23 protein-coding genes are annotated in these 21,715 nt (G+C 66.4%); 13 read left to right on the plus strand and 10 right to left on the minus strand.

The genetic code is table 11. The features are described from left to right. The first annotated feature begins 88 nt into the window (after positions 1 to 88). From BTN82_RS31320 to BTN82_RS11030, 4 genes are all read left to right on the plus strand, one after another. The gene (locus BTN82_RS31320; protein ID WP_186828380.1) at positions 89 to 388 is read left to right on the plus strand and encodes a hypothetical protein; all 300 of its coding nucleotides are present in this window, start codon (positions 89 to 91) and stop codon (positions 386 to 388) included. 48 nt (positions 389 to 436) lie between these two features. After that, positions 437 to 2,113, plus strand: coding sequence for an MFS transporter (locus BTN82_RS11020; protein ID WP_075119150.1), 1,677 nt, complete (start codon positions 437 to 439; stop codon positions 2,111 to 2,113). 250 nt (positions 2,114 to 2,363) lie between these two features. Then, positions 2,364 to 2,744, plus strand: coding sequence for a RidA family protein (locus BTN82_RS11025; protein ID WP_075119151.1), 381 nt, complete (start codon positions 2,364 to 2,366; stop codon positions 2,742 to 2,744). 125 nt (positions 2,745 to 2,869) lie between these two features. Then, positions 2,870 to 4,858: a peptidase U32 family protein gene (locus BTN82_RS11030; RefSeq protein WP_075119152.1), complete on the plus strand. Its 1,989-nt coding sequence runs from the start codon at positions 2,870 to 2,872 to the stop codon at positions 4,856 to 4,858. Between the two features lie 121 nt (positions 4,859 to 4,979). On the opposite strand, the gene BTN82_RS11035 is transcribed toward BTN82_RS11030, so the two are convergent. Then, positions 4,980 to 5,525, minus strand: coding sequence for a thioesterase family protein (locus tag BTN82_RS11035; RefSeq protein WP_075119153.1), 546 nt, complete (start codon positions 5,523 to 5,525; stop codon positions 4,980 to 4,982). 106 nt (positions 5,526 to 5,631) lie between these two features. Between BTN82_RS11035 and BTN82_RS11040 the strand changes: the two genes are divergently transcribed. The 3 genes from BTN82_RS11040 to BTN82_RS11050 all read left to right on the plus strand — a co-directional run bounded on the left by BTN82_RS11040 (position 5,632) and on the right by BTN82_RS11050 (position 8,060). Next, complete coding sequence (locus tag BTN82_RS11040; RefSeq protein ID WP_075119154.1) at positions 5,632 to 6,594, plus strand: GlxA family transcriptional regulator; 963 nt, start codon at positions 5,632 to 5,634, stop codon at positions 6,592 to 6,594. Between the two features lie 118 nt (positions 6,595 to 6,712). Next, positions 6,713 to 7,537 carry an AraC family transcriptional regulator gene (locus BTN82_RS11045; RefSeq protein ID WP_075119155.1) on the plus strand — a complete coding sequence of 275 codons (825 nt, stop codon included), beginning with the start codon at positions 6,713 to 6,715 and terminating at the stop codon, positions 7,535 to 7,537. A gap of 109 nt (positions 7,538 to 7,646) precedes the next feature. Then, positions 7,647 to 8,060 carry a hypothetical protein gene (locus BTN82_RS11050; protein WP_075119156.1) on the plus strand — a complete coding sequence of 138 codons (414 nt, stop codon included), beginning with the start codon at positions 7,647 to 7,649 and terminating at the stop codon, positions 8,058 to 8,060. 201 nt (positions 8,061 to 8,261) lie between these two features. Here the strand turns inward: BTN82_RS11050 and BTN82_RS11055 are convergent, their stop codons facing one another. The 6 genes from BTN82_RS11055 to BTN82_RS11080 form a co-directional block, all read right to left on the minus strand. After that, the gene (locus tag BTN82_RS11055) at positions 8,262 to 8,702 is read right to left on the minus strand and encodes a GNAT family N-acetyltransferase (RefSeq protein ID WP_081375441.1); all 441 of its coding nucleotides are present in this window, start codon (positions 8,700 to 8,702) and stop codon (positions 8,262 to 8,264) included. A gap of 54 nt (positions 8,703 to 8,756) precedes the next feature. Then, the gene (locus BTN82_RS11060) at positions 8,757 to 9,155 is read right to left on the minus strand and encodes a hypothetical protein (protein ID WP_075119157.1); all 399 of its coding nucleotides are present in this window, start codon (positions 9,153 to 9,155) and stop codon (positions 8,757 to 8,759) included. A gap of 113 nt (positions 9,156 to 9,268) precedes the next feature. After that, positions 9,269 to 9,634: a DUF2784 domain-containing protein gene (locus BTN82_RS11065; RefSeq protein WP_075119158.1), complete on the minus strand. Its 366-nt coding sequence runs from the start codon at positions 9,632 to 9,634 to the stop codon at positions 9,269 to 9,271. Positions 9,635 to 9,655: 21 nt separating this feature from the next. Next, positions 9,656 to 10,375, minus strand: coding sequence for a phosphatidylcholine synthase (gene pcsA / locus BTN82_RS11070; protein ID WP_075119159.1), 720 nt, complete (start codon positions 10,373 to 10,375; stop codon positions 9,656 to 9,658). A gap of 256 nt (positions 10,376 to 10,631) precedes the next feature. Beyond that, entirely contained in the window at positions 10,632 to 11,228 is a 597-nt protein-coding gene (locus tag BTN82_RS11075) for an NADPH-dependent FMN reductase (RefSeq protein WP_075119160.1), read from the minus strand. Further along, positions 11,225 to 12,079, minus strand: a complete 855-nt coding sequence (locus BTN82_RS11080; RefSeq protein WP_075119161.1) for a sterol desaturase family protein — start codon at positions 12,077 to 12,079, stop codon at positions 11,225 to 11,227. The genes BTN82_RS11075 and BTN82_RS11080 overlap by 4 nt, the downstream gene beginning before the upstream one ends. A gap of 69 nt (positions 12,080 to 12,148) precedes the next feature. Here BTN82_RS11080 and BTN82_RS11085 point away from each other — a divergent pair, with 69 nt between their 5' ends. After that, positions 12,149 to 13,108: an AraC family transcriptional regulator ligand-binding domain-containing protein gene (locus BTN82_RS11085; protein WP_075119162.1), complete on the plus strand. Its 960-nt coding sequence runs from the start codon at positions 12,149 to 12,151 to the stop codon at positions 13,106 to 13,108. Positions 13,109 to 13,219: 111 nt separating this feature from the next. Further along, on the plus strand, positions 13,220 to 14,455 hold the full coding sequence (locus BTN82_RS11090) for an MFS transporter (protein WP_075119163.1): 1,236 nt from the start codon (positions 13,220 to 13,222) through the stop codon (positions 14,453 to 14,455). A 6-nt stretch (positions 14,456 to 14,461) separates the two neighbouring features. Here the strand turns inward: BTN82_RS11090 and BTN82_RS11095 are convergent, their stop codons facing one another. Then, on the minus strand, positions 14,462 to 15,088 hold the full coding sequence (locus BTN82_RS11095) for a TetR/AcrR family transcriptional regulator (protein WP_075119164.1): 627 nt from the start codon (positions 15,086 to 15,088) through the stop codon (positions 14,462 to 14,464). Between the two features lie 93 nt (positions 15,089 to 15,181). On the opposite strand from BTN82_RS11095, the gene BTN82_RS11100 reads away from it, so the two are divergent. Beyond that, complete coding sequence (locus BTN82_RS11100) at positions 15,182 to 15,781, plus strand: NAD(P)H-dependent oxidoreductase (RefSeq protein WP_075119165.1); 600 nt, start codon at positions 15,182 to 15,184, stop codon at positions 15,779 to 15,781. Between the two features lie 61 nt (positions 15,782 to 15,842). Here the strand turns inward: BTN82_RS11100 and BTN82_RS11105 are convergent, their stop codons facing one another. Further along, positions 15,843 to 16,151 (minus strand): DUF2388 domain-containing protein, encoded by a 309-nt coding sequence (locus tag BTN82_RS11105; protein WP_075119166.1) that lies wholly within the window; start codon positions 16,149 to 16,151, stop codon positions 15,843 to 15,845. A gap of 162 nt (positions 16,152 to 16,313) precedes the next feature. Beyond that, the gene (gene ppnN, locus BTN82_RS11110; RefSeq protein WP_075119167.1) at positions 16,314 to 17,687 is read right to left on the minus strand and encodes a nucleotide 5'-monophosphate nucleosidase PpnN; all 1,374 of its coding nucleotides are present in this window, start codon (positions 17,685 to 17,687) and stop codon (positions 16,314 to 16,316) included. Positions 17,688 to 17,979: 292 nt separating this feature from the next. On the opposite strand from ppnN, the gene BTN82_RS11115 reads away from it, so the two are divergent. The 3 genes from BTN82_RS11115 to BTN82_RS11125 are packed head-to-tail and all read left to right on the plus strand — an operon-like array spanning position 17,980 to position 21,682. Next, the gene (locus BTN82_RS11115) at positions 17,980 to 20,139 is read left to right on the plus strand and encodes a C1 family peptidase (protein ID WP_081375442.1); all 2,160 of its coding nucleotides are present in this window, start codon (positions 17,980 to 17,982) and stop codon (positions 20,137 to 20,139) included. Beyond that, the gene (locus BTN82_RS11120; RefSeq protein WP_075119168.1) at positions 20,136 to 20,546 is read left to right on the plus strand and encodes a hypothetical protein; all 411 of its coding nucleotides are present in this window, start codon (positions 20,136 to 20,138) and stop codon (positions 20,544 to 20,546) included. The genes BTN82_RS11115 and BTN82_RS11120 overlap by 4 nt, the downstream gene beginning before the upstream one ends. Before the next feature lie 53 nt (positions 20,547 to 20,599). Beyond that, the gene (locus BTN82_RS11125) at positions 20,600 to 21,682 is read left to right on the plus strand and encodes a hypothetical protein (RefSeq protein WP_261792952.1); all 1,083 of its coding nucleotides are present in this window, start codon (positions 20,600 to 20,602) and stop codon (positions 21,680 to 21,682) included. Positions 21,683 to 21,715: the final 33 nt, after the last annotated feature.

Here is a 21,715-nt window from a genome sequence, read left to right on the forward strand (position 1 = left end):
CCGGCACCCGTGGCGATGGCGGCAGCTGCGTCAGGCGGGGGTTACCGATCAGCCATGAATCAAGGCAACCGCAAAAGAAAACACGATCATGCAGGCGATCGCAAAATTGATATTCATGACGTACGTATCCGAGGGCGTTAAGGGTGGCGCCATTCTGCAGGCAGCGGCCGCAAATAAAAAATCCGCTTTTGTGATTTGTATGATCGACGGGAATGATGATTGCGCGCCGCGCCGCGCCGCGCCGCGCCGTGGAGGCCGTGGGCCGGGGGCGAGTGGATATCTGCGCGAAGCTGATTATGCTTCAGGAAACCTGGCAGCGATGCGAGGCTTTCAAGGCATCAGCAATCCGCAATCCGATCACATCAGCCCCAGGGCCAGGGTGCGGTAACGGCAAGAGGTACTCCGGCCTACGACAAAAGCAAGACGGAGAACACTCATGGCAACACTTGACGACACAGCCACGGGCAGCGCGCCCAACCGCGGGGTCACCCAGGAGGAGCGCAAAGTCATTTTTGCCTCGTCCCTGGGCACCGTATTCGAGTGGTATGACTTCTACCTGTACGGTTCGCTCGCGGCGATCATCGCCAAGCACTTCTTCGCCGGCGTCAACGAAACCACCTCTTTCATCTTCGCCCTGCTGGCATTCGCCGCGGGCTTTGCCGTGCGACCGTTCGGCGCCATCGTGTTCGGCCGCCTGGGCGACATGATCGGGCGCAAGCACACCTTCCTCATCACCATCGTCATCATGGGCGTCTCCACCGCGGTGGTGGGCCTGCTGCCCAGCTACACGACCATCGGCGTGGCGGCCCCGGTCATCCTCATTACCCTGCGCCTGTTGCAGGGCCTGGCCCTGGGCGGCGAGTACGGCGGCGCGGCGACCTACGTCGCCGAACATGCGCCGCCGGGCAAGCGCGGCTATTTCACCTCCTGGATCCAGACTACCGCGACCCTCGGCCTGTTCCTGTCGCTGCTGGTGATCCTCGCCTGTCGCACCCTCCTCGGTACCGAAGCCTTCGAGGCCTGGGGCTGGCGGATTCCGTTCCTGCTGTCGATCCTGCTGCTGATCGTCTCGGTGTACATCCGCCTGCAACTGAGCGAGTCGCCGGTGTTCCAGAAAATGAAGGCCGAAGGCAAGGCGTCGAAGGCGCCGCTGACCGAATCCTTCGCCCGCTGGGACAACCTCAAGATTGTCATCATGGCGCTGCTCGGCGGCACCGCCGGCCAGGCCGTGGTCTGGTACACCGGGCAGTTCTACGCGCTGTTCTTCCTGTTGCAGATGCTCAAGATCGACCCGCAGACCGCCAACCTGCTGATCGCCGGCTCACTGCTGATCGGCACGCCGTTCTTCATCCTGTTCGGCAGCCTGTCCGACCGCATCGGCCGCAAGGGCATCATCATGGCCGGCTGCATCCTCGCGGCGCTGACCTACTTCCCGATCTTCCACGCGCTGACCCAGTACGGTAACCCCGACGTCTTCATCGCCCAGGAGAAGAACCCGGTCACGGTGATCGCCGACCCCGCGCAATGCTCGTTCCAGTTCGACCCGGTGGGCAAGGCGCGCTTCACCAGTTCCTGCGACCTGGCCAAGAGCGTGCTGGCGAAGAAAGCCATCCCCTACAGCAACGAGAAGGCCGAGCCCGGCGCGCTGGCGCAGGTACGCATCGGCGACAAACTGATGCCGAGCTTCGAAGGCAGCAGCCTGCCGGCCGCCGACTTCAAGGCGCGCAACGACGCCTTCGTCGCGGCCCTGGGCACCGCCCTCAAGGACGCCGGCTACCCCGAGAAGGCCGATCCGGCCAAGACCAACTACCTGGCGGTACTGGCCCTGCTGACCCTGCTGGTGATCTACGTGACCATGGTCTACGGCCCGATCGCCGCCTGGCTGGTGGAGCTGTTCCCGGCGCGCATCCGCTACACCTCGATGTCGCTGCCGTACCACATCGGCAACGGCTGGTTCGGCGGCTTCCTGCCCACCGTGGCCTTCGCCATGGTGGCGGCTACGGGGGACATCTACTACGGGCTCTGGTACCCGATCGTCATCGCCGTGATGACGGCGATCCTGGGCACGTTCTTCCTGCCGGAGACCAAGGATCGGGAAATTCATCACGCGTGAGGAGGGCAGGTCCTCTCCCGAAAGGGAGGGGACCTGCCTCCTGCTCGTTTGTTTTCAGCTCGCCGCGCCGTGCCTGCCCAGTTCTGCTGAGCGACCTGGATCAGGTAGCCGGGCCTGCCGCTGTCGGCAGGGTTTTCGCGGCGCTGGCCGGACGACCTGGCCTCGAGGCTGTAGACTTGCTGGGCCCAAGCCGGCGCCGCGATCGAGGGCGCTGGCGACTTTTTCTTTTTTCCTCGAACAAGAGAGCCCCATGGCCCACCACGATATCGACTTCATTCCCGACCCGGACGCGGACTCCATCTCTTCCGACGTCACAGGTTTCGGCGGCCTGCTGGTTTCCACCCAGATCCCCACCCGCGCCGACGGCAGCCTGGAGCTGGGCGACATCACTGCGCAGAGCGAGTGCACCCTGCAGGCGCTGAAGGTGGCGCTGGAGAAGGCCGGCAGTTCCCTGGACCGGGTGCTGCACCTGACCATCTACCTCACCGACATGGCCGACCGCGCCGCGTTCAACGAGGTCTACCAACGCTTTTTCGCCAAGCCCTGGCCGGTGCGCGCGGCGGTTGGCGTGGCGGCGCTGGCGGTGGAAGGCATGCGCGTGGAAGTCACCGCGATGGCGGCCAAGGCCTGAGTTTTTCGCGGTAATCGGCGGCCCCGCTCGGCGAGCGGGCGCCACCGGGCAGTACACGGGTGCCGGTCGGGCGTTTCGCCGCTACAATGCGCGCCTCGACCGTGACAAGCCTGACTAAAAAAATTATGTCCTTGCCCAAGCATCACCTGGAATTGCTCAGCCCTGCCCGCGATGTGGCCATCGCCCGCGAGGCCATCCTGCATGGCGCCGATGCCGTGTACATCGGCGGCCCGAGCTTCGGCGCCCGCCACAACGCCTGCAACGAGGTGAGTGAAATCGCCGGGCTGGTGGAGTTCGCCCGGCGCTACCACGCGCGGATCTTCACCACCATCAACACCATCCTGCACGACAACGAACTGGAGCCGGCGCGCAAGCTGATCCACCAGTTGTACGACGCCGGCGTCGACGCGCTGATCGTCCAGGACCTGGGCGTGATGGAACTGGACATCCCGCCGATCGAGCTGCATGCCAGCACCCAGACCGACATCCGTACCCTGGCCCGGGCCAAGTTCCTCGACCAGGCCGGTTTCTCGCAACTGGTCCTGGCCCGCGAGCTGAACCTGCAGGAAATCCGCGCCATCGCCGACGAAACCGACGCGGCGATCGAGTTCTTCATCCACGGCGCGTTGTGCGTGGCCTTCTCCGGCCAGTGCAACATCTCCCACGCGCAGACCGGCCGCAGCGCCAACCGTGGCGACTGCTCCCAGGCTTGCCGCCTGCCGTACACCCTGAAAGACGAAAAGGGCGGGGTGATCGCCTACGAGAAGCACCTGCTGTCGATGAAGGACAACAACCAGAGCGCCAATATCCGTGCCCTGGTGGAAGCCGGCGTGCGCTCGTTCAAGATCGAAGGGCGCTACAAGGACATGGGTTATGTGAAGAACATCACCGCCTACTACCGCCAGCGCCTGGACGCGGTCCTCGAAGATCGTCCGGACCTGGCCCGCGCCTCCAGCGGCCATACGGCCCATTTCTTCGTGCCGGACCCGGAAAAGACCTTCCATCGCGGCAGCACCGATTATTTCGTCACCGATCGCAAGATCGACATCGGCGCCTTCGACTCGCCGACCTTCACCGGCCTGCCGGTGGGCGTGGTGGAGAAGGTCGGCAAACGCGACCTGCAAGTGGTGACCCATGAGCCGCTGTCCAATGGCGACGGCCTCAACGTGCTGGTCAAGCGCGAAGTGGTGGGTTTCCGCGCCAACATCGCTGAGGCGAAAGGCGAGTTCGACGAAGACGGCGAGAAGCGTTACCGCTACCGCGTCGAGCCCAACGAAATGCCGGAAGGCATGTACAAGCTGCGGCCGAACCATCCACTGAGCCGCAACCTGGACCACAACTGGCAGCAGGCCCTGCAGAAGACCTCCGCCGAGCGCCGCGTCGGCCTGGGCTGGGTCGCGCGCTTGCGCGAGGAGCGCCTGGAACTGACCGCCACCAGCGAGGAGGGCATCAGCGCCAGCGTCGCCCTGGACGGCCCGTTCGGCGTGGCCAACAAGCCGGAGCAGGCCCTGGAGCAATTGCAGGACCTGCTGGGGCAACTGGGCACCACCCAGTACCACGCCACCGGGGTCAGGCTGGATGCGCCGCAGGCGTACTTCATTCCCAACTCGCAGCTCAAGGCCCTGCGCCGCGACGCCATCGAGGCGCTGAGCCAGGCGCGGATCGCCGCCCACCCGCGCGGTGCGCGCAAGGCCGAGACCAGCCCGCCGCCGGTGTACCCGGAGTCGCACCTGTCGTTCCTGGCCAACGTCTACAACCAGAAGGCCCGCGACTTCTACCACCGCCACGGGGTCAAGCTGATCGACGCTGCCTACGAGGCCCACGAAGAGGCGGGTGAAGTACCGGTGATGATCACCAAGCACTGCCTGCGTTTCTCCTTCAACCTCTGCCCGAAACAGGCCAAGGGCGTGACCGGGGTGCGGACCAAGGTCGCGCCGATGCAACTGATCCACGGCGACGAAGTGCTGACCCTGAAGTTCGACTGCAAACCGTGCGAAATGCACATCATCGGCAAGATGAAAGGCCACATCCTCAACCTGCCGCAACCGGGCAGCGTGGTCGGCCACATCAGCCCCGAAGACCTGCTCAAGACCATCCCTCGCGCGCCGCATTGATTGACGAGCGGGCGCGTCGCCGTGGCGTCGCGCTTGCTCATTCGGTCAAGCGCGGGCTGTCGCGCGTCAACGCCATTGTCGACCCGGGTTGGCAATGGCGTTCTTGTCTCCGCGACCTGCCTCAACGCGCCGGGTTTTCTTCCGCGCGCAGTTGCACGCTCATGTCGTCGCAGCTTTTCGACCAGTCCTGCAGCCACTGTGGCAACTCGGGCGATTGGCCTACGCCCAGTTCGTGGACGAACTCCCCCGGGGCGATCGTGCCTTTGGCCGAGCGGAACAGCCCGCGCATCACCACCACCCCGGTCACCCGGCCTTTGCTCACGAAGCGGTGTTCCATGAAGCTCCATTTTTCGTCCCAGCCGAGGATCCGGCTGTGGACCTCAAATGTTTCGAACAGCTTCAACTCACGGCGGAACTTGCCCCAGACATCGCCGACGATCGGCACCGCCCTGTGGCGCAGGGCCACGCGGTAGGCGCCGCTACGCAGGACGAAGTCCATGCGCCCGAGGTCGGCCAGGGTGAAATAGCGGCCGTTGGTGACGTGCCGGTTGAGGTCGAGGTCGAGTGGCCAGACGCGCATGCGCACGACGGTGGTGGCCAAGCCTTCGACCGGCTTGCGCCACGGACGGCGAAACAGCATGAGCAGCATGCGGAACCAGAGATTCATGGGGGCACCGATGATTGAAAGGATGGCTGCACTTTAGGCAAGGGGAATCGGCTAAGCTAGGTGCGCAAATGACATTTTTCATGCGAAAAGCGCAACGGAAACTACTATGCACGTCACCTTGCTCCTGGCCGATCGCTGTTCCGCCGCCAGCGCCACCCTGGCCCTGGAAGTGCTGAGCGCGGCCAATCTGTTCGCCGATACCGCCAGCGCGCCGTTCGAGGTGGTGGTCGCCTCGCTGGATGGCGCCGATGTCGATGCCTGGGGCGGGCAGGCGCTGCGGGTGCAACATTCCCTGGCCGAGATCCCTCGGACCGATCTGGTGCTGATCCCCGGTTTTCTCTTCACCCTGAAGGAGGCCTTGCCGGCGTTTGCCGGGCATGGGCCCTGGCTGCGGCAACAACATGCCCGGGGCGCGGTACTGGCCTCGATGTGCACGGCGGCGTTCATGCTGGCCGAAACGGGCCTTCTGGACGGCGTACGCGCGACCACCCACTGGGCTTTTGCCGAGCTGTTCCGGCGTCGCTACGCCGGGGTCGAACTGGACGAGGGGCAACTGCTCTGCGAGGACCGGCGCCTGATCACCAGCGGCGGCGCGAGCGCGGCCATGGACCTGCTGCTGCATCTGGTGCGGCGTTTCGCTTCCCTGGAACTGGCGCAGAAATGCGGCAAGTACCTGCTGATCGACAACGTGCGCAGCGAGCAATCGGTGTATGTCATGTGGTCGTTGCCCAAGAGCCATGGCGACGGCGAAATCCTGCGGGTGCAGGACTGGCTGGAGGCGCACTTCGACCAGCCGCTGCTGATCGACGATACGGCGCGGCGCTTCGGGTTCGGCGTGCGCAACTTCAAGCGCCGTTTCAAGGAGGCCACCGGTTATACGCCGTTGGCCTATCTGCAGACCCTGCGCCTGGAGAAGGCCAAGGAGTTGCTCGAGTCCACGCGCATGACGTTGGACAGCATCACCTACAAAGTCGGTTACGAAGACAGCAACTCGTTTCGCCGGCTGTTTCAGCAGCGGGTCGGCCTGCTGCCGGCGGCTTACCGCAAGAAGTTCCAGGCCCTCGGCTGATTCCTGGCCCAGGGGCTGCCAAGCCGCGACGGCCCTTGGCCAATTTGCCCTCAGGCCGCAGAATTCCGCGGCGCGTTTTTCTTTTCCGGGCTTGCGCCCACTGGCCACAGGCGCCGATATGCCGGTACAGCACAGCCAACACCCGCCCCAGGACCCGGACGCCGTTGCCCGGCCCCTGTACGCGTTGCGGATTACGCCCCAGGCCACGCGCTGGGAACGGCCGTGGCACAACCACCGCAAGGCGCAGTTGCTGTTCCCGCTGGCCGGGGTGATCACTTGCGAGACTGACGAGGGCCTGTGGATGGCCCCGCCGCAATGCGCGGTGTGGATTCCCGGGGACATGCGCCACAGCGTGCAGGGCCTGGAAGGGACCGAGGGTTACTGCCTGTTCGTCGAGCCCGAACAGGTTCTCGGTTTGCCGGCGGCCTGTTGCACCCTGGCGGTTTCGCCGCTGTTGCAGGCGCTGTTGCAGCGCTGCGTGGAAATACCCGTGCTCTACGACCTCGATGGCCCCCAGGGCCGGTTGATGGCGGTGGCCCTGGACGAACTGGCCGCCGCGCCCCAGGAGCAGATCCACCTGCCTATGCCCCGACACCCGCGCTTGCGTGGCATGGCGGCTGCGCTCATCGAGCAGCCGGCCGAGCGTCGCAGCCTGGGGGGCTGGGGCGAGCGGATCGGCATGAGCGAGCGCAGCCTGAGCCGGCTGATCGTCGCCGAGACCGGCCTGAGCTTCGGCCAGTGGCAACGCCAGTTGCATATCCTCCTGGGGCTCAAGCAGCTGGCGCGGGGCGAGTCGGTGGAGAGCGTGGCGCTGGGCCTGGGGTATGAAAGCGCCAGCGCCTTTATCCGCATGTTCAAAAAGGCCGTGGGCCAGCCGCCGGCGCGGTTTCTCACCGAACGCAGGATGCTGCTGGGGGCTCAGGAGCCGGGTGAGCAGGGCTGAAGGCGTGTTTGGCTGGATTGGTCAATAGCTTGTCCTGGTTGACTGATGCTGCCATCAGGCTCTTTGCGGATGATAGACATTCTTGTTTATCTCTTGTCGAGGAAGCCTTATGAACATCGACCCTAGTCAGTTCCCCCTGGTCTGGATGCACTACCGCGACTCGGCTGCCGGCCAGACCGATCCCTTCGTCCAGCTCGACCGGCTGTTGCAGCGCGAGCAGCCGTTCGTGCTGGTCACCGCCGATGCCCCGGGCGAGGCGCCGGAGCAGGGCGAGGCGGCCCAGGCCAGCCTCAAGCAGGCGTCGCTGTGGATGAAGCGGAACAAGGAAGCGATCCAGCTCTGGATCAAGGCCAGTATCGTGATTGCCCCGGACGGCGCGGCCCAGGCCCGGGTCGAAGCCTTCGCCGACACCTATCGCAAATTCTGGGGCTACCCCTTGCTGCACTGCGCCTCCAAGGAGGGTGCGCAGGCCATGGTCGAACGGCTGCTGGGCCACAAGCGCGTCAACAGCCAGAACTGGTGACGCGCCGCGCCATCGCAGGCCCATGCACGCCCTGCTTTTGCTCGCGATGACCGATAACGCGGTGGGCCAGACATTCGGCGGTGCGGCCATCGCGAGCAAGCTCGCTCCTAAAGGGGGGGCGTACGCGGTCTGCTTTTTTGTAGGAGCGCAGCTTGCTCGCGATGAACGATGACGCGGTGGATCAGACGTTGCGCGGCGCGGCTACAGGGTTTTGCTCATGAATATGCGGCTGCTACCCACGGGGTCGCAGGGGATTTCGCCGAAGCGTTGCCAGCCGTGTTTCTCGTAGAACTGCGGCGCCTGGAAGCTCAGGGTGTAGAGCACCGCCGAGCGGCAGCCGCGGCGCCGGCCTTCGTCTTCGCAGGCCGCCAGCAGCCGGGCGCCCAGGCCCGAGCCACGCAGTTCCTCGGGCAGGTAGAACAGCTCGATGAACAGCACGCCCAGGGAGGTGCGCCCGCTGACACCACCCAGCACCTGGCCGGTTGTCGGGTCCTTGAGTTCGACCATCAGCGGCCGGCGGTCGTTGTAGCCGACCCGTTGCTCGTTGAAGGCGGCGAGCCCGCTGCCCAGCAGGGTGTCGAACGTGCTGTCGAGTGCGTCGCCGACGACGATCAACGGCTCGGTTATCGGGGTGGGGTTCATTGAGCTGGTTTCATCGGCTGTGTGGATGGACGGTTTTTACCAGGGCGCCGCGTTTCAGGCGTCGCGCAACAGGTCATGGGAATCGAGCAGGCGGTAGGCAATTTCCGGGTTGTTTTCCAAGCCGCGCCGAATCGCGCTGGGGATCGACTGCCGGGTCTTGCGGCACAGCCCCGGCAACTCGTCGATCTGGATGGCGATGCCGCGCATGCTGCGCACCTCGTTGAAGCTGGGGGCGATCTGCACGCGGATGCCCAACAGTTCGTACATGCGTCGCTGCATGTGTTCCAGGTCGTCCAGGCTTTGCAGGCGCTCCAGCCGCTCGAGCAGGCGCTTTTCTTCCGAGCGGGTCAGGCCGAGGATGCGCAGGTCGGTGCCGGGCGTTTCCAGCAGGCGTTCGCGGTCGCAATCGCAGGCGCCGGGCGGACAAGGTTGGCGAAGCTGGAAATCGGGCATTCAGGGACTCCACTCGACGCGATCGCGGATCGCCGTTGCCCATGGGCGTGTCTGGAAATATACACAGCCGGGGCCGGCCATGGCGCGGGAATCGCGCGTGCAGAGCAGATTTTTCAAGGCCGCCGGCGGCGCCACGCCAGGCGCGCGTAGACCAGGACGTTGACCAGCAACACCAGCGCGCCCAGGCCCAGCTGGATCCGCGGCGTCAGCCCGGCCGGGTAGATCAGCGGAATCAGGTACTGCTCGATGAACCCGCCGCCATACCCCTGTTGGCCGGCGCCCTGGCGCAAGCGGTTTTCCCAGGCGGTCAGCGGGCAGGGCAGGTGGAACACTTCCACCGCCACGCCCCAGGCCGCGGCCGGCAGGTGCAGCCAGGCCAGGCGCGGCCACTGGAGCACCAGCAGGCCGCCCAGGAGCACGAACAGGATGAAAGCCAGGTGCAGCGAGACCAGGGCGTCGGCAGCGAGGCGGTAGAGCATGGCGAGTCTCGTGACGGCGGTTCAGATACGCGAGCGGTCGAACCACTCCAGCGCGGTGCGCCAGATGCAGATGCCCAGGAAGTACGCCGACATCGCCAGCCACAGGCCCATCACCCAGGGCCCGTTGTAGGGATGGTTGACCACCAGCGATAGGCTGCACAGCAGCCAGATGGCGGTCACCGCGATGTTCACCGGCATGAAGCGGCGCACGCGGAAGGGGTGCAGGAACTTCATCCGGGTCAGGGTCAGCAGCGCCAGCACCACGATGCTTGACAGGGTCAGCCAGGGCGGCGGGGCGAGGATGAACAGCGCCAGTGCCACCACGTTCCAGGCCGCGGGAAAACCGACGAAATAGTTGTCCTTGCTTTTCATGTTGACGTTGCAGAAGCAGAACAGCGACGACACCAGGATCACCGAGGTCGCCAGCAGCGCGCTGTAGTCCGGCAGCGGAATATAGCGATAGATAAACAGCGCCGGGATGAACACGTAGGTCAGGTAGTCGATCACCAGGTCCAGCACCGAGCCGTCGAAATGCGGCAGCACCGACTGCACGTTGACCTTGCGCGCCAGCGAGCCGTCGACCCCGTCGACGATCAGCGCCACCCCCAGCCACAGCAGGCAGGCCTTGGGCTGGTTGTCGAACAGCGCCAGGGTGGCGAGAAAGGCCGTGACCACCCCGGTCGCGGTGAAACCATGGGCGCCCCAGGCTTTGAGACTGGCGATGTGTCGGGTCGTTATCACGGGCGTTCTCCAGGACATGAACCAGCCGCCGACGCCCCCTCGAACAGTCACGGGGCTTGTCGAAAAACCTGGCCAGATTGCATCTATCGACCGGGCGGGCGGCGAGAAGGTTCACCGCCGCTGCAAACCGCAAGGGCTCCCTAAGACTGTAGCCACTGTTTGGCGTCGACGGGCGCCGGCGAACGCAGATTTTTCCCGGCCTCGGCGCGCGGCCCCGAGGGCCGCGCGCCGAGGTATTGAACGACTGTGTCGTGCCCTACATGCCGTTGACGAAGGGCGCGGCCTGCAGGTCGATGCGCGTGCGCAGGGGCTGCATCGCGCTGGCGTATTCGGCGAGGATCCCCAGGCTCCAGTCAGCGCGAGCGTGCAGGCTGCGCTGCGCGGCGGTGGGCTCGGGGTGCGGGTGGAAGGCCTGCTCGACCTGACGCACGATCAGCTGTTCCGGCAGGTAGCAGATCCGGCAGTTCTTGTAGCTCGACGCCCGCAATTCAGCGAGCGGGTAGGCGCCGCCCACGCCGGCCGAGACCCCGACCAGCAGCGCCGGTTTGTGCCCCAGTTCGGCGTGGCCGGCATACACGAAGAAGTTCTTGATGGCCGGGCAGGCCATGCCGTTCCATTCCGGCGCTACCACCACCAGCGCGTCGGCCTCGCGCAAGGTCGCCGAATAATGGCTCCAGGCGCTGTCCGCCTCGGGGCTCGGCCAGAGGGGCAGGGGCGAACGGCCGAGGTCGAGCACCGAGGTGCGGGCGCAGAGTTGCAGCGCCAGCAGGCGCTCGCCCAGGTAGCGGGCGATCCGGGCCGATTGGCTGTCGTGCTGGCTGGAGCCGGCGATCAGCGCGATCTGCAGGCTCATTGCGCCACCTCCTGTTCGGTCACCGCGCGCTTGGCCGGCTTGGGCGAACGCACCAGCGGCCAGAACAGTTCCTGCTGCCAGCTGATCGGACGCAAATCCTCGATGCCGTAGGTGGCCGGCCGGCGCCGGGTGATTTTCGCGGTGCCGAACAGCACGTCCCAGAAGAACAGCAGGTTGCCGAAATTGCCCTTGTAGTGGGTCACCCCGTCGTGGGCGTTCAAGCCGTGGTGCGCGGAGTGGGTGGCAGGGGTGGAAATGGTGCGCTCCAGCAGCCACATCAGCGGGCGCAGGACGGGGATGCGGTAGAGCCGGTCGTCCCAGGCGACGCTGCTGTGGGCGGCGAAGATCACTGTCATCTTGACGATCAGGTAGCCGTAGTAGACCGGCGCCAGGCCCATGTAGATGAGCATGCCGGAGAGCCAGATCCCGGGCATCAGCAGGTAATAGAAGCTGTTGTTGCGGTAGACGATGCGGATGCTCATGTACGGCGCCGAATGGTGGGCGCGGTGCAGCGCGTAGAGCAACGGCAGGCGGTGGGTCAGGCGGTGCCACCAGTACTGGGTCATGTCGTCGAGCAGCAGGAACAGCGCCGCCCCTGCGACCCAGTGCAGGTCGGCCAGGCTGTTCTTCAACCCGGGGGCCAGCGCGTCGAGCAGCAGGGTGCTGAGGACCATCACCAGGGGGAAGGTGACGCCCAGCAGCAGCGACGAACCGATGATTTCGATCAGCACGTCGCGACGCTGGCCCTTGGGTTGGCGAAAGCAGGTGCAGGCGATTTCCAGCAGGATGAAACCGAGGAAAATCCCGGCCACCACCAGGATTGGATTGTTGGCGAGCATTATTGTATTCATGGCAATCTCGAGTCAGGCCCGACATGGGCATTGCCCGAACAATAAGAAACCAAGAGCTGCCCGGCCCCTATGCGCGAACTGGACAAAAACACTGGCGATGAGGCCAATCAACCGAACCGGCGTTTCCACCGGGGCCAGCTCGGCCGGGTGCTGGAACGGCTGCTGCACAAGCAGACCCGCGGCGATCGCCAGGACTACAACCTGCTGGAGCTCGAACAACTGTGGCGCCTGGCGGCCGAGCGCGACCCGGCCATCGGCCTGCACCTGTTCGCCGAATTCACCCCCCAGGACCTGCACGTCCTGGCCTATATCTGCCTGTACTGCCCGGACGTGCGCGGCGCCATGCAGTGCTGGGCCGACTACGCCACGCTGGCCTCGGACATGGACAGCCTCCGGCTGGTCAGGGACGGCGAGCTGCTCGGCGTCGAACTGTGCATCGACGCCCCGGCGCGGCTGACCCGCTATGTGGTGGAGCATTACGGCGTGATGGCCCTGACCCAGGTGCGTCACGGCACCGGACGGTTGGTCCGGCCGGTGCGCGCCTGTTTCAGCCATTCGCGGCCGGCCTATCACGAGGAATACCGCCAATGGTTCGGCGACAACCTCGAGTTCGACAGCCCGCGCAACTGCCTGTACTACGACCAGGCCACCTTGCAGCTGCCCCTGCTGACCCGCCACGCCGGCATGGAGCAATTGCTGCGCGGCGAGCTGGACCGCCGCCTGGCCCAGCGTGTGCAACGGGGCGGCTGGACCGAAAAGGTCGCGGCGAGCATGCGCGACAGCTTGGCGCGGGGCACGGTGCCCAGCCTGGAGAACCAGGCCGAGGCGTTGTACCAGAGCCCGCGGACCCTGCGCCGGCGCCTGGAAGAGCAGGGCATGAGCTTTCGCCAGTTGCTCGACCAGGTGCGGGCCGAGCTGGAGCAGCAACTGGAGTTCCTCGGCGAGAGCCGGGCCCAGGTGGCCAGCCAGCTGGGCTACGGCGACCTCGCGGCCTATTTGCATGCGCGCAAGCGCTGGAAGCGCGCCTGAGCTTGTGGTTCTCGGATTCCTGTCGGGAATCCACTGCATGAAAAACATGAATTTTATTTATCCGGTCCGCAGCGGTAGCGTGGCGTCGTCCTCGATCGATGGAGCGCCCCCATGACTCAGCCGCAGCCACCCGCCGAACGCCACTGGCAACGCAACCTCGCGGTGTGTGCCCTGGGGGCGTTCACCACCATCGTCGCCATGACCCTGCTGCTGCCGTTCCTGCCGCTGTACGTCGAGCAACTCGGGGTCAGCGACCCGGCGGCCATCGTCCAGTGGTCCGGCGTGGCCTTTGGCGCGACCTTTCTGTCGGCAGCCTTCACCGCGCCCCTGTGGGGCCGCCTGGGCGACCGCTACGGGCGCAAGTTGATGCTGATCCGCGCGAGCCTGGGCATGGCGGTGGCCATGTCGCTGATCGGCCTGGCGGAGAACGTCTGGCAACTGGTGCTGTTGCGCCTGCTGGCGGGTTTGCTCGGCGGCTACGCGTCGGGCGCGACCATCCTGGTCGCCACCCAGACCCCCAAGGCGCGTTCCGGCTGGGCGTTGGGCGTGCTGTCTTCGGGGATCATGGCCGGCAGCCTGGCCGGGCCGTTGATCGGTGGCTTGCTGCCGCCGCTGATCGGTATCCGCAACACCTTTTTCATCGCCGGGGCGGTGATCTTCGTCACCTTCCTGGCCACCACCTTTGTGCTGAAGGAAGCCCCGCGCGAGCCGCGCCAGGCCATGCCGAAAGGCCAGGCGCCGGACGCTTCGTGGGCGGCGGTGACGGACAAGAAACCGCTGCTGAGCATGTTCCTGGTGGCCTGCCTGTTGATGTTCGCGACCATGTCCATCGAGCCGATCATCACCGTGTACCTCCAGGAACTGCGCGCTGAAAACGTCACGCTGATGGCGGGCCTGGTGATGTCCGCCGCGGCCCTGGGCAGCATCATTTCCGCTGCGCAGCTGGGGCGGCTGGCCGACCGCGTCGGTCACTGGCCAATACTCACGGTGTGCCTGGCCGCTGCGGCGTTGCTGCTGATTCCCCAGGCGCTGGTCACCGCGCCCTGGCAACTGGTGCTGCTGCGTTTTTTCATGGGCCTGGCGCTGGGCGGGCTGATGCCGTGCATCTCCAGCATCATTCGCCATTCGGTGCCCGAGCGCCTGGCCGGGCGGATGCTCGGCTACTCGACCTCCAGCCAATATGTCGGGCAGGTGCTCGGGCCCCTGAGCGGCGGTTTTCTCGGCGGGCACTTCGGCATGCGTACGGTGTTTATCGGCACCTGCGGGATCATGGCGGCGTGCGCGCTGCTCACCTGGTGGGTCGGTTCGACGAGCCGCGCCGCACCGTTGGGCGGCGACGCGGGTTGATCCACCTCAGGCCGGTGCCGCGCCGCGCCGGGCGCTGCGTTCGACCATGGACACGATGTTCTCGAACAGTTCGTCGCGGGCCTGCTCGCGGCTGATTTCGCCGATGGCCGCCCCGTGGGACAACGCTTCGGCCGCCCCCAGCATGGCCCGCAGCCCGGCGGGGGCGAGGGTGCCCGGGGCCGCGAAGGGGGCGAGGGCGTTGCGGCATTTATCGATGAAGATCGCCTCGTATTCCGCTTTGATCTTCGCCAGTTCCGGCGAGCTGGCCAGCGCGGCGATCACCCCGGGGATCTCCCGGCCCTGGGTCAGCACGCAGTCGACATAACAGTGGGCGATCACCGCCGCGCGGCTGGCCAGGGTCGCTTCGCTGCTGTCCAGGGCGGCGTCCATCAACCGCGTCTGGCGCGCGTCGAAGTCCTGGTACAACGCCGCCAACAGCCCGGCGCGGCTGACGAAATGGTCGTAGACCACCGGCTTGGTGACCCCGGCGGCTTCGGCGAGCCGGCCCAGGGTCAGGGCCTCGGTGCCTTCCGCGCCGATCAGTTGCCAGGCCACTTCCAACAGCTGGTGCAGACGCTCTTCCCGGGACAGGCGACGACGGGGGGATGGGGTCTCGGAGGGGGTGCTTGACATGCCTATATACCAAAAGTAACTTACTGTTCGTAACTTACCAAAAGTATATCGGGCCCGGTTGCGGCCCTCAATCCATGGCTGGAGGTTTTCCCCATGCATGCGCTTATCGTTGTCGCCCACCACGATTCAGATTCCCTCAGCCACAGCCTCGCCAGGCAGGTCGCCGAGGGCCTGGGGTCGGAGCATTCGTTCGAGATCGCCGACCTGTTCGCCGAGGGATTCGACCCGCGTTTCAACGCCGCCGACCATGCCGTCCATCGTCGCCAGGCGCCGCCGCCGGCCGACGTGCTGGCCGAACAGGCGCGCATCGATCGCGCCGATGCGCTGGTGCTGGTCTACCCGGTGTACTGGTGGTCGATGCCGGCGCTGCTCAAGGGCTGGATCGACCGGGTGTTCGCCAACGGCTGGGCGTTCGATTTCAACCTGGCGGCCGGCACGTTCGAGAAGCGACTCGGGCATCTGCCGGTGCACCTGCTCGGCGTCGCCGGGGCCGATGCCGACACCTACCGGCGCCATGGCTACGGCACCGCGATGCAGACGCAGATCGACCACGGCATCTTCGATTACTGCGGCGCGCGGGTGCTGACTTCGGCATTGTTGGCGGATTCGGAAAGCCAGGACCCGGCCGCGCATCTCCAGGCCGCCCGGGCCATCGGCCGCGAGCTGTTCAGCCGCGCCGCCGCCTTGGCGTGATGACGATCAAGGGGGCAGCCGCTGCGCGACATCCAGGTCGGGCAGCGGCTTGCGCAGGCTGCTAGCGGCCGGCCTGCTGGGTCAGGATCGCCCGGGCCAGTTCTTCGTCGCTGGCGTTGAGGCCGGGGTTTTCCCGGCGGATTTTCTGCAGCACCGACTCCAGGTAGACGCCGCGGATGGCCCCGCCGCTGGCGACGAAACTGGAGGCATCGTCACGGGCGGGAATCACCCGTTTGTCGTCCTTGAAGGTCGAGTACAGCGAGGCGGAAACCCCGGCTGAGGTGGCGACATCGCCCGCGTCGACACGGGCCATGGCCGAACCGGCGGGCAGGCAGAGCAACAACGAAGCAACCAGCAATAGGCGGCGCATGAGGGCGTCCTCCGATAGCGTGGACAAACAGGAAGTACCACATGATTTAGGAGGCACGGCGCCGCCCGGGAGTTCCCCCGGGCCGCCGGGCCGTCGTCGCCTGGGGGGCGAGACGCGGCGCGAACCCCCGGCATTGCGCCGGGGGCTGCGTTTGGTCGGCGGTCAGCTCACCACGCGGTAGCACGGCACATAGGCCGCGCCGCCGGGCAGCTTCATCCGGTGCTGCTGGACGAAGGCCTGCAGCAGGCGGTCCAGCGGCTGCATGATCGCCGGGTCGCCGTGGATTTCGTACGGGCCCTTTTCCTCGATCAGGCGGATACCCTTGTCCTTGACGTTGCCAGCGACGATGCCCGAGAAGGCCCGGCGCAGGTTGGCGGCCAGTTCGTGGGAGGGCAGCCGGTGGTTCAGTTGCAGGCTGGCCATGTTGGCGTGGGTCGGGTCGAACGGACGCTGGAAACCTTCGTCGATCTTCAGCAGCCAGTTGAAGTGGAAGGCGTCGTTGCGCTCGCGGCGGAACTGCTTGACCTGCTTGAGCCCCTCGGTCATTTGCCGGGCGACCTCGGCCGGGTTGTCGATGATGATCCGGTACAGGCTCTGGGCCGTCTCGCCCAGGGTTGCGCCGACGAAGGCATGCAACTGTTCCAGGTACGGCGCGGCGCTGTTCGGCCCGGTGAGGATCACCGGGAACGGCAGGTCGCGGTTGTCCGGGTGCATGAGGATGCCCAGCAGGTAGAGGAATTCCTCGGCGGTGCCGGCGCCGCCGGGGAAGATGATGATGCCGTGGCCGACGCGGACGAAGGCTTCGAGGCGCTTCTCGATGTCCGGCAGGATCACCAGCTCGTTGACGATCGGGTTCGGCGCCTCGGCGGCGATGATCCCGGGTTCGGTCAGGCCCAGGTAACGGCTGCCGCTCATGCGCTGCTTGGCATGGGCAATGGTCGCGCCCTTCATCGGGCCCTTCATCACGCCCGGGCCGCAACCAGTGCAGACGTCGAGCTTGCGCAGTCCCAGCTCGTGGCCGACCTTCTTGGTGTACTGGTATTCCTCGGTGCTGATCGAGTGGCCGCCCCAGCACACCACCATCTTCGGCTCCACGCCCGGGCGCAGGGTGCGGGCGTTGCGCAGCAGGTGGAAAACGTAGTCGGTGATGCCCTGGGAGCTTTCCAGGTCGATGCGCTGGCTGGCCAGCTCGCTCTCGGTGTAGACGATGTCGCGCAGGGCGCTGAACAGCATTTCCCGGGTGCTGGCGATCATCTCGCCGTCGACGAAAGCGTCGGCCGGGGCGTTCAGCAGTTCCAGGCGCACGCCGCGGTCCTGCTGGTGGATGCGGACTTCGAAATCCTTGTAGGCGTCGAGGATGGTCTTGGCGTTATCGACGTGGGCGCCGGTGTTGAGAATGGCCAGGGCGCACTGGCGGAACAGGGTGTAGATGCTGCCGGAACCGGCTTCGCTGAGTTGTTGGACTTCACGTTGGGACAAAGTCTCCAGGCTGCCTTTGGGGCTGACCGAAGCGTTGATGACGTGTCTTGGATGCATTCTGGATTCCTTGAAAGCCTGACCACCGGCCCAGGCGGGCCCATGGTTTAAGAATAGTGAGCAGCGGCGCGCAATGCCGGAAAAAACATTGTCCTCGGCTTCGCGGCGGCAAGGCAAATGCGCCTGCCGGAACGCGTGGCGTGCGCGCTGCGTTACTTTCTCACAGCTGGTGGTGCGAAGCGAAAGCAGCGTGCCCGGCCCTTGACTATGCTCAGCCCTGTCACCCACAGGCTGGGGAGCGCAACCAGGCGCCAGCAGTGCCAGTCTCTTCACGACACAGGAGCGCGTGAACATGGCAACTGCATCTGACCGGCCCAAGGCCCAGCGGCGCACACCTTCGGCAAAGACCGCCACCGCGGCGAAACCCGCGGCCAAGAAAACCACCGCTAAAACCGCTGCCGCGGCCGCCAGGGCCAGCGGCACGACCGCCAAGCCGGCCCCCCGGCGTAAGGCCGACGCGACGCCCAAGCGCGTCTTGAACGTACGCCCGGACGGCCTGGATTTTCGCGACAGCATGTACGTCCCGACCCTGGTGGAAGTGCCGATCCGCCGCGAACTCAGCGACTACCGCAAGGCCAACGTGCCGGTGCTCGACCAGGGCCAGGAAAACGCCTGTACCGGGTATGGCCTGGCGACCGTGGCGCACTACCTGTTGCGCACCCGCCAGTACCAGTCCGACGACACCGCCGTCAGCCCGCACATGCTGTACGACCTGGCGCGGCGTTACGACGAATGGGCCGGCGAGGCCGACGAGGGCTCCAGTTGCCGCGGGGCGATGAAGGGTTGGTACAAGCACGGGGTCTGCACGGCGCCGCAATGGCAGGTCAACAACCGGAACACGACCCTGACCGAGGCCCTGGCCCAGGAAGCGGCGTTGCGTCCGCTGGGCGCGTACTTCCGGGTCAATCACACCGACATCGTCGCCATGCACGCGGCCATCGCCGAAGTCGGCGTGCTGTACGCCAGCGCGACCCTGCACGCGGGTTGGTACGGGGTGGCCGCGGACGGCCATATCGAGCCCTCGCTGGACCTGCTCGGCGGCCACGCCTTCGCGATCGTCGCGTACGACCAGGACGGTTTCTGGGTGCAGAACTCCTGGGGCGAGCAGTGGGGCGACGGCGGTTTCGCCCACCTGCGCTACGACGACTGGCTGGCCAACGGCGCCGACGCCTGGGTCGCGCGCCTCGGCGCGCCGATCACCCTGCGCGCGCCGTTGCAGGCGGCCGGGCAGGCCAAGAGCATGGCGAGCGCCTCGTCCAGCGAGACCCTGCGCGAGATTCGCCCGCATGTGGTCAGCCTGGGCAACGACGGCGCCTTCGACCCGCGGGGCGATATAGCCACCACGGCGGCCAGCGTGGCGGAGATTTTCGACGTGGACTTCCCGCGCATCACCCAGGGCTGGAAAAAAAAACGCATCGTGGTGTACGCCCACGGCGGCTTGGTGGGGCAGGCCGGGGCCATCGAGACCGTGGCCGGCTACCGCGCGGCCATGTTGCAGGCCGAGTGCTATCCGCTGGCGTTCATCTGGAAGACCGACTACTGGAGCACCCTGGGCAATATGCTGGCCGATGCCGCGCGGCGCCGGCGCCCCGAGGGGATTCTCGACGCGACCAAGGACTTCATGCTCGACCGCCTGGACGACGCGTTGGAGCCCATCGCCCGGTTGCTGACCGGCAAGGCCGAGTGGGACGAAATGAAAGAGAACGGCCTGCGCGCCACCACCGACGCCGCGGGCGGCGCGCGGGTGGTGGCCAAGGCCCTGGCGCGGCTGGCGGCTGCCGGGGTGGAAATCCATCTGGTCGGGCATAGCGCCGGCAGCATCCTGCTGGCGCCGCTGGTGCAGTACCTGGTGTCCAAGGGCACGGTGAGCGGCGGGCCGCTGGCGCGCAGCCAACTGAAGGGGCTGGAGACGAAGATCGCCAGCTGCCACCTGTGGGCGCCGGCCTGCACCGTCAAGCTGTTCCGCGAGAGCTACCTGGAACCCATCCGCGACAAGCGCATCCAGAAGTTCGGCCTGTTTACCCTGACCGATCAGGCCGAGCGCGACGACAACTGCGCCTCTATCTATAACAAGTCCCTGCTGTACCTGGTGTCCGATGCGTTCGAGGACAGGGTCCGCATTCCGCTGATTCGCCCCGACGGCGAGCCGATCCTCGGCATGGAGCACTTCGTCGAGAGCGAAAACGATGTCGCCAAGCTGTTCGGCGCCGGGTCCAACGCCGACTGGGTGCGCGCGCCGAACAACCTGCCGATGGGCCATCAGGGCGCCTCCGATGCCCGCCACCATGGCGATTTCGACAACGACGAGGCCACGGTCCGCGCGACCCTGGCGCGTATCCTCGGCTCGGGCGGGACGCGGCAGGTCCTGGCGCTGCCGCAGCCTGTCGCCGAGCGCGCGCAATGGCGGCGTCGGGTCGACCAGGCCAGCAGCATCGGGCGCCGGCAATCATGAACGTTCCGTTGGCGACCCCAACGATCGTGGTGCTGGCGAATCAGTCCTGCGTCACCAGCGCGTTCGGCATCGAGGCCGGCCGTCGCTACCGTTTCCAGGTGGACGGCCAATGGCAAGATGCTTCCGACCCGCTCACCGGGCCTGAGGGCGTGGCGCACCCCGGCGGCGTTCGCGAGGGCTTCGGCTGGGCCAGGCGTTTGCCCGAGGCGGCCTGGATGGCGCTGCTGGTGCGCACCAAGGGGGCGTCGGGCACGTCGCCCTGGCGCCTGCTCGGGCGCGGCGATGAAATCTGGTCGGACCTGCCGCCGGGGCGCTTGCAGTTCTGCGCCAACGACGTGCTCGGCTTCTACTGGAACAACTCGGGGCAGGTGGACGTCAGGGTGATCGATGTCACCCAGGCCAACTAGCGCACCGCTTGGCGGACATGCAGAACCGTGTGGGAAGAAGGGGAGAGAGGACGATGCCAGCGGTCGTGATGCTTGTCGTGTTGCTGCTGCTCGGTGGCTGCGCCCGGGAATCGCCGGACGCGATGCCGGGCCTCTACCGGGAACGGGCGGTGGTGGGGGAGCCGAAGATCCAGTTTCTCGGCGTCGGCGGCTGGCTATTGCATTGGCGCGGGGAGGGCGTGCTGCTGGCGCCCTCGTTCAGCAACCCCGACTCGCTGGACTCCGGCCTGCTGCCGCCGGTGCGGGTGGTGGCCGACCGCAAGCGCATCGACCTGTACATGCCGCGCGCCGACGACGTGAGCATGCTGCTGGTCGGCCACGGGCACTACGACCATCTGCTGGACGTGCCCTGGATCATGCAGAAACACACACCCAAGGCACTGGCCTACGGCTCGTCCTCGGTGGCACACATGCTGCGCGCCATGGTCGATCCGCAGCGGGTGGTCGATGTGCAGTGGGCCATGGCCCGGCCCCATGAGGTCAACGGCGCCTGGGAGCCGCCGACGCCCGGCACCTGGGTGTATTCCACCGGCCGGCACGTGCGCGCCATGCCGATCCAGAGCAAGCATGCCGGGCATGTTGCTGGCATCAACCTGATTCCCGGGCGTTACGTGCTCGACCTCAAGCAGACGCCGGCGTACGTCTGGCAATGGAAACCGGGGCAGCCGCTGGCCTGGCTGATCGACCTGCTCGACGAGCGGGGCGCCCCGGCCTACCGCCTGCACTATCAGGATTCCGGCGCGCCGCCGCCGTTCGGTTTCCCGCCGGTGTTGCCCAATGATCACAAGGCTGTCGACGTGCAGATCCTCAGCGCCGCGTCCTGGACCCAGGTGCGCGATTACCCCTGGCGCCTGCTGCAGGTCACCCAGCCGCGCATGGTACTGGTCGGCCACTGGGAGAACTTCTTCGGCAACGACCCGTACCGGCCGCAGCCGCTGCCCGGGCTCGAACTCCAGCCGCTGCTGGAGGTGATTGCCTGCCATGTCGCCCGCGGCGTGCCGGTGATTCTGCCGGCGCCCCTGGCGACGATCCCGCTGCCGCCAGTGCCGCCGGTCGCGCGTGCGGTGGCCTGTCCGACGTCTCGGCAGGCCGAGTGAATTTATCCGGGCGGGGCCGCTCATAACAGCAGG

Origin of the sequence: Pseudomonas chlororaphis (assembly GCF_001921865.1) — a bacterium.
Classification (GTDB): Bacteria; Pseudomonadota; Gammaproteobacteria; order Pseudomonadales; family Pseudomonadaceae; genus Aquipseudomonas; species Aquipseudomonas chlororaphis_D.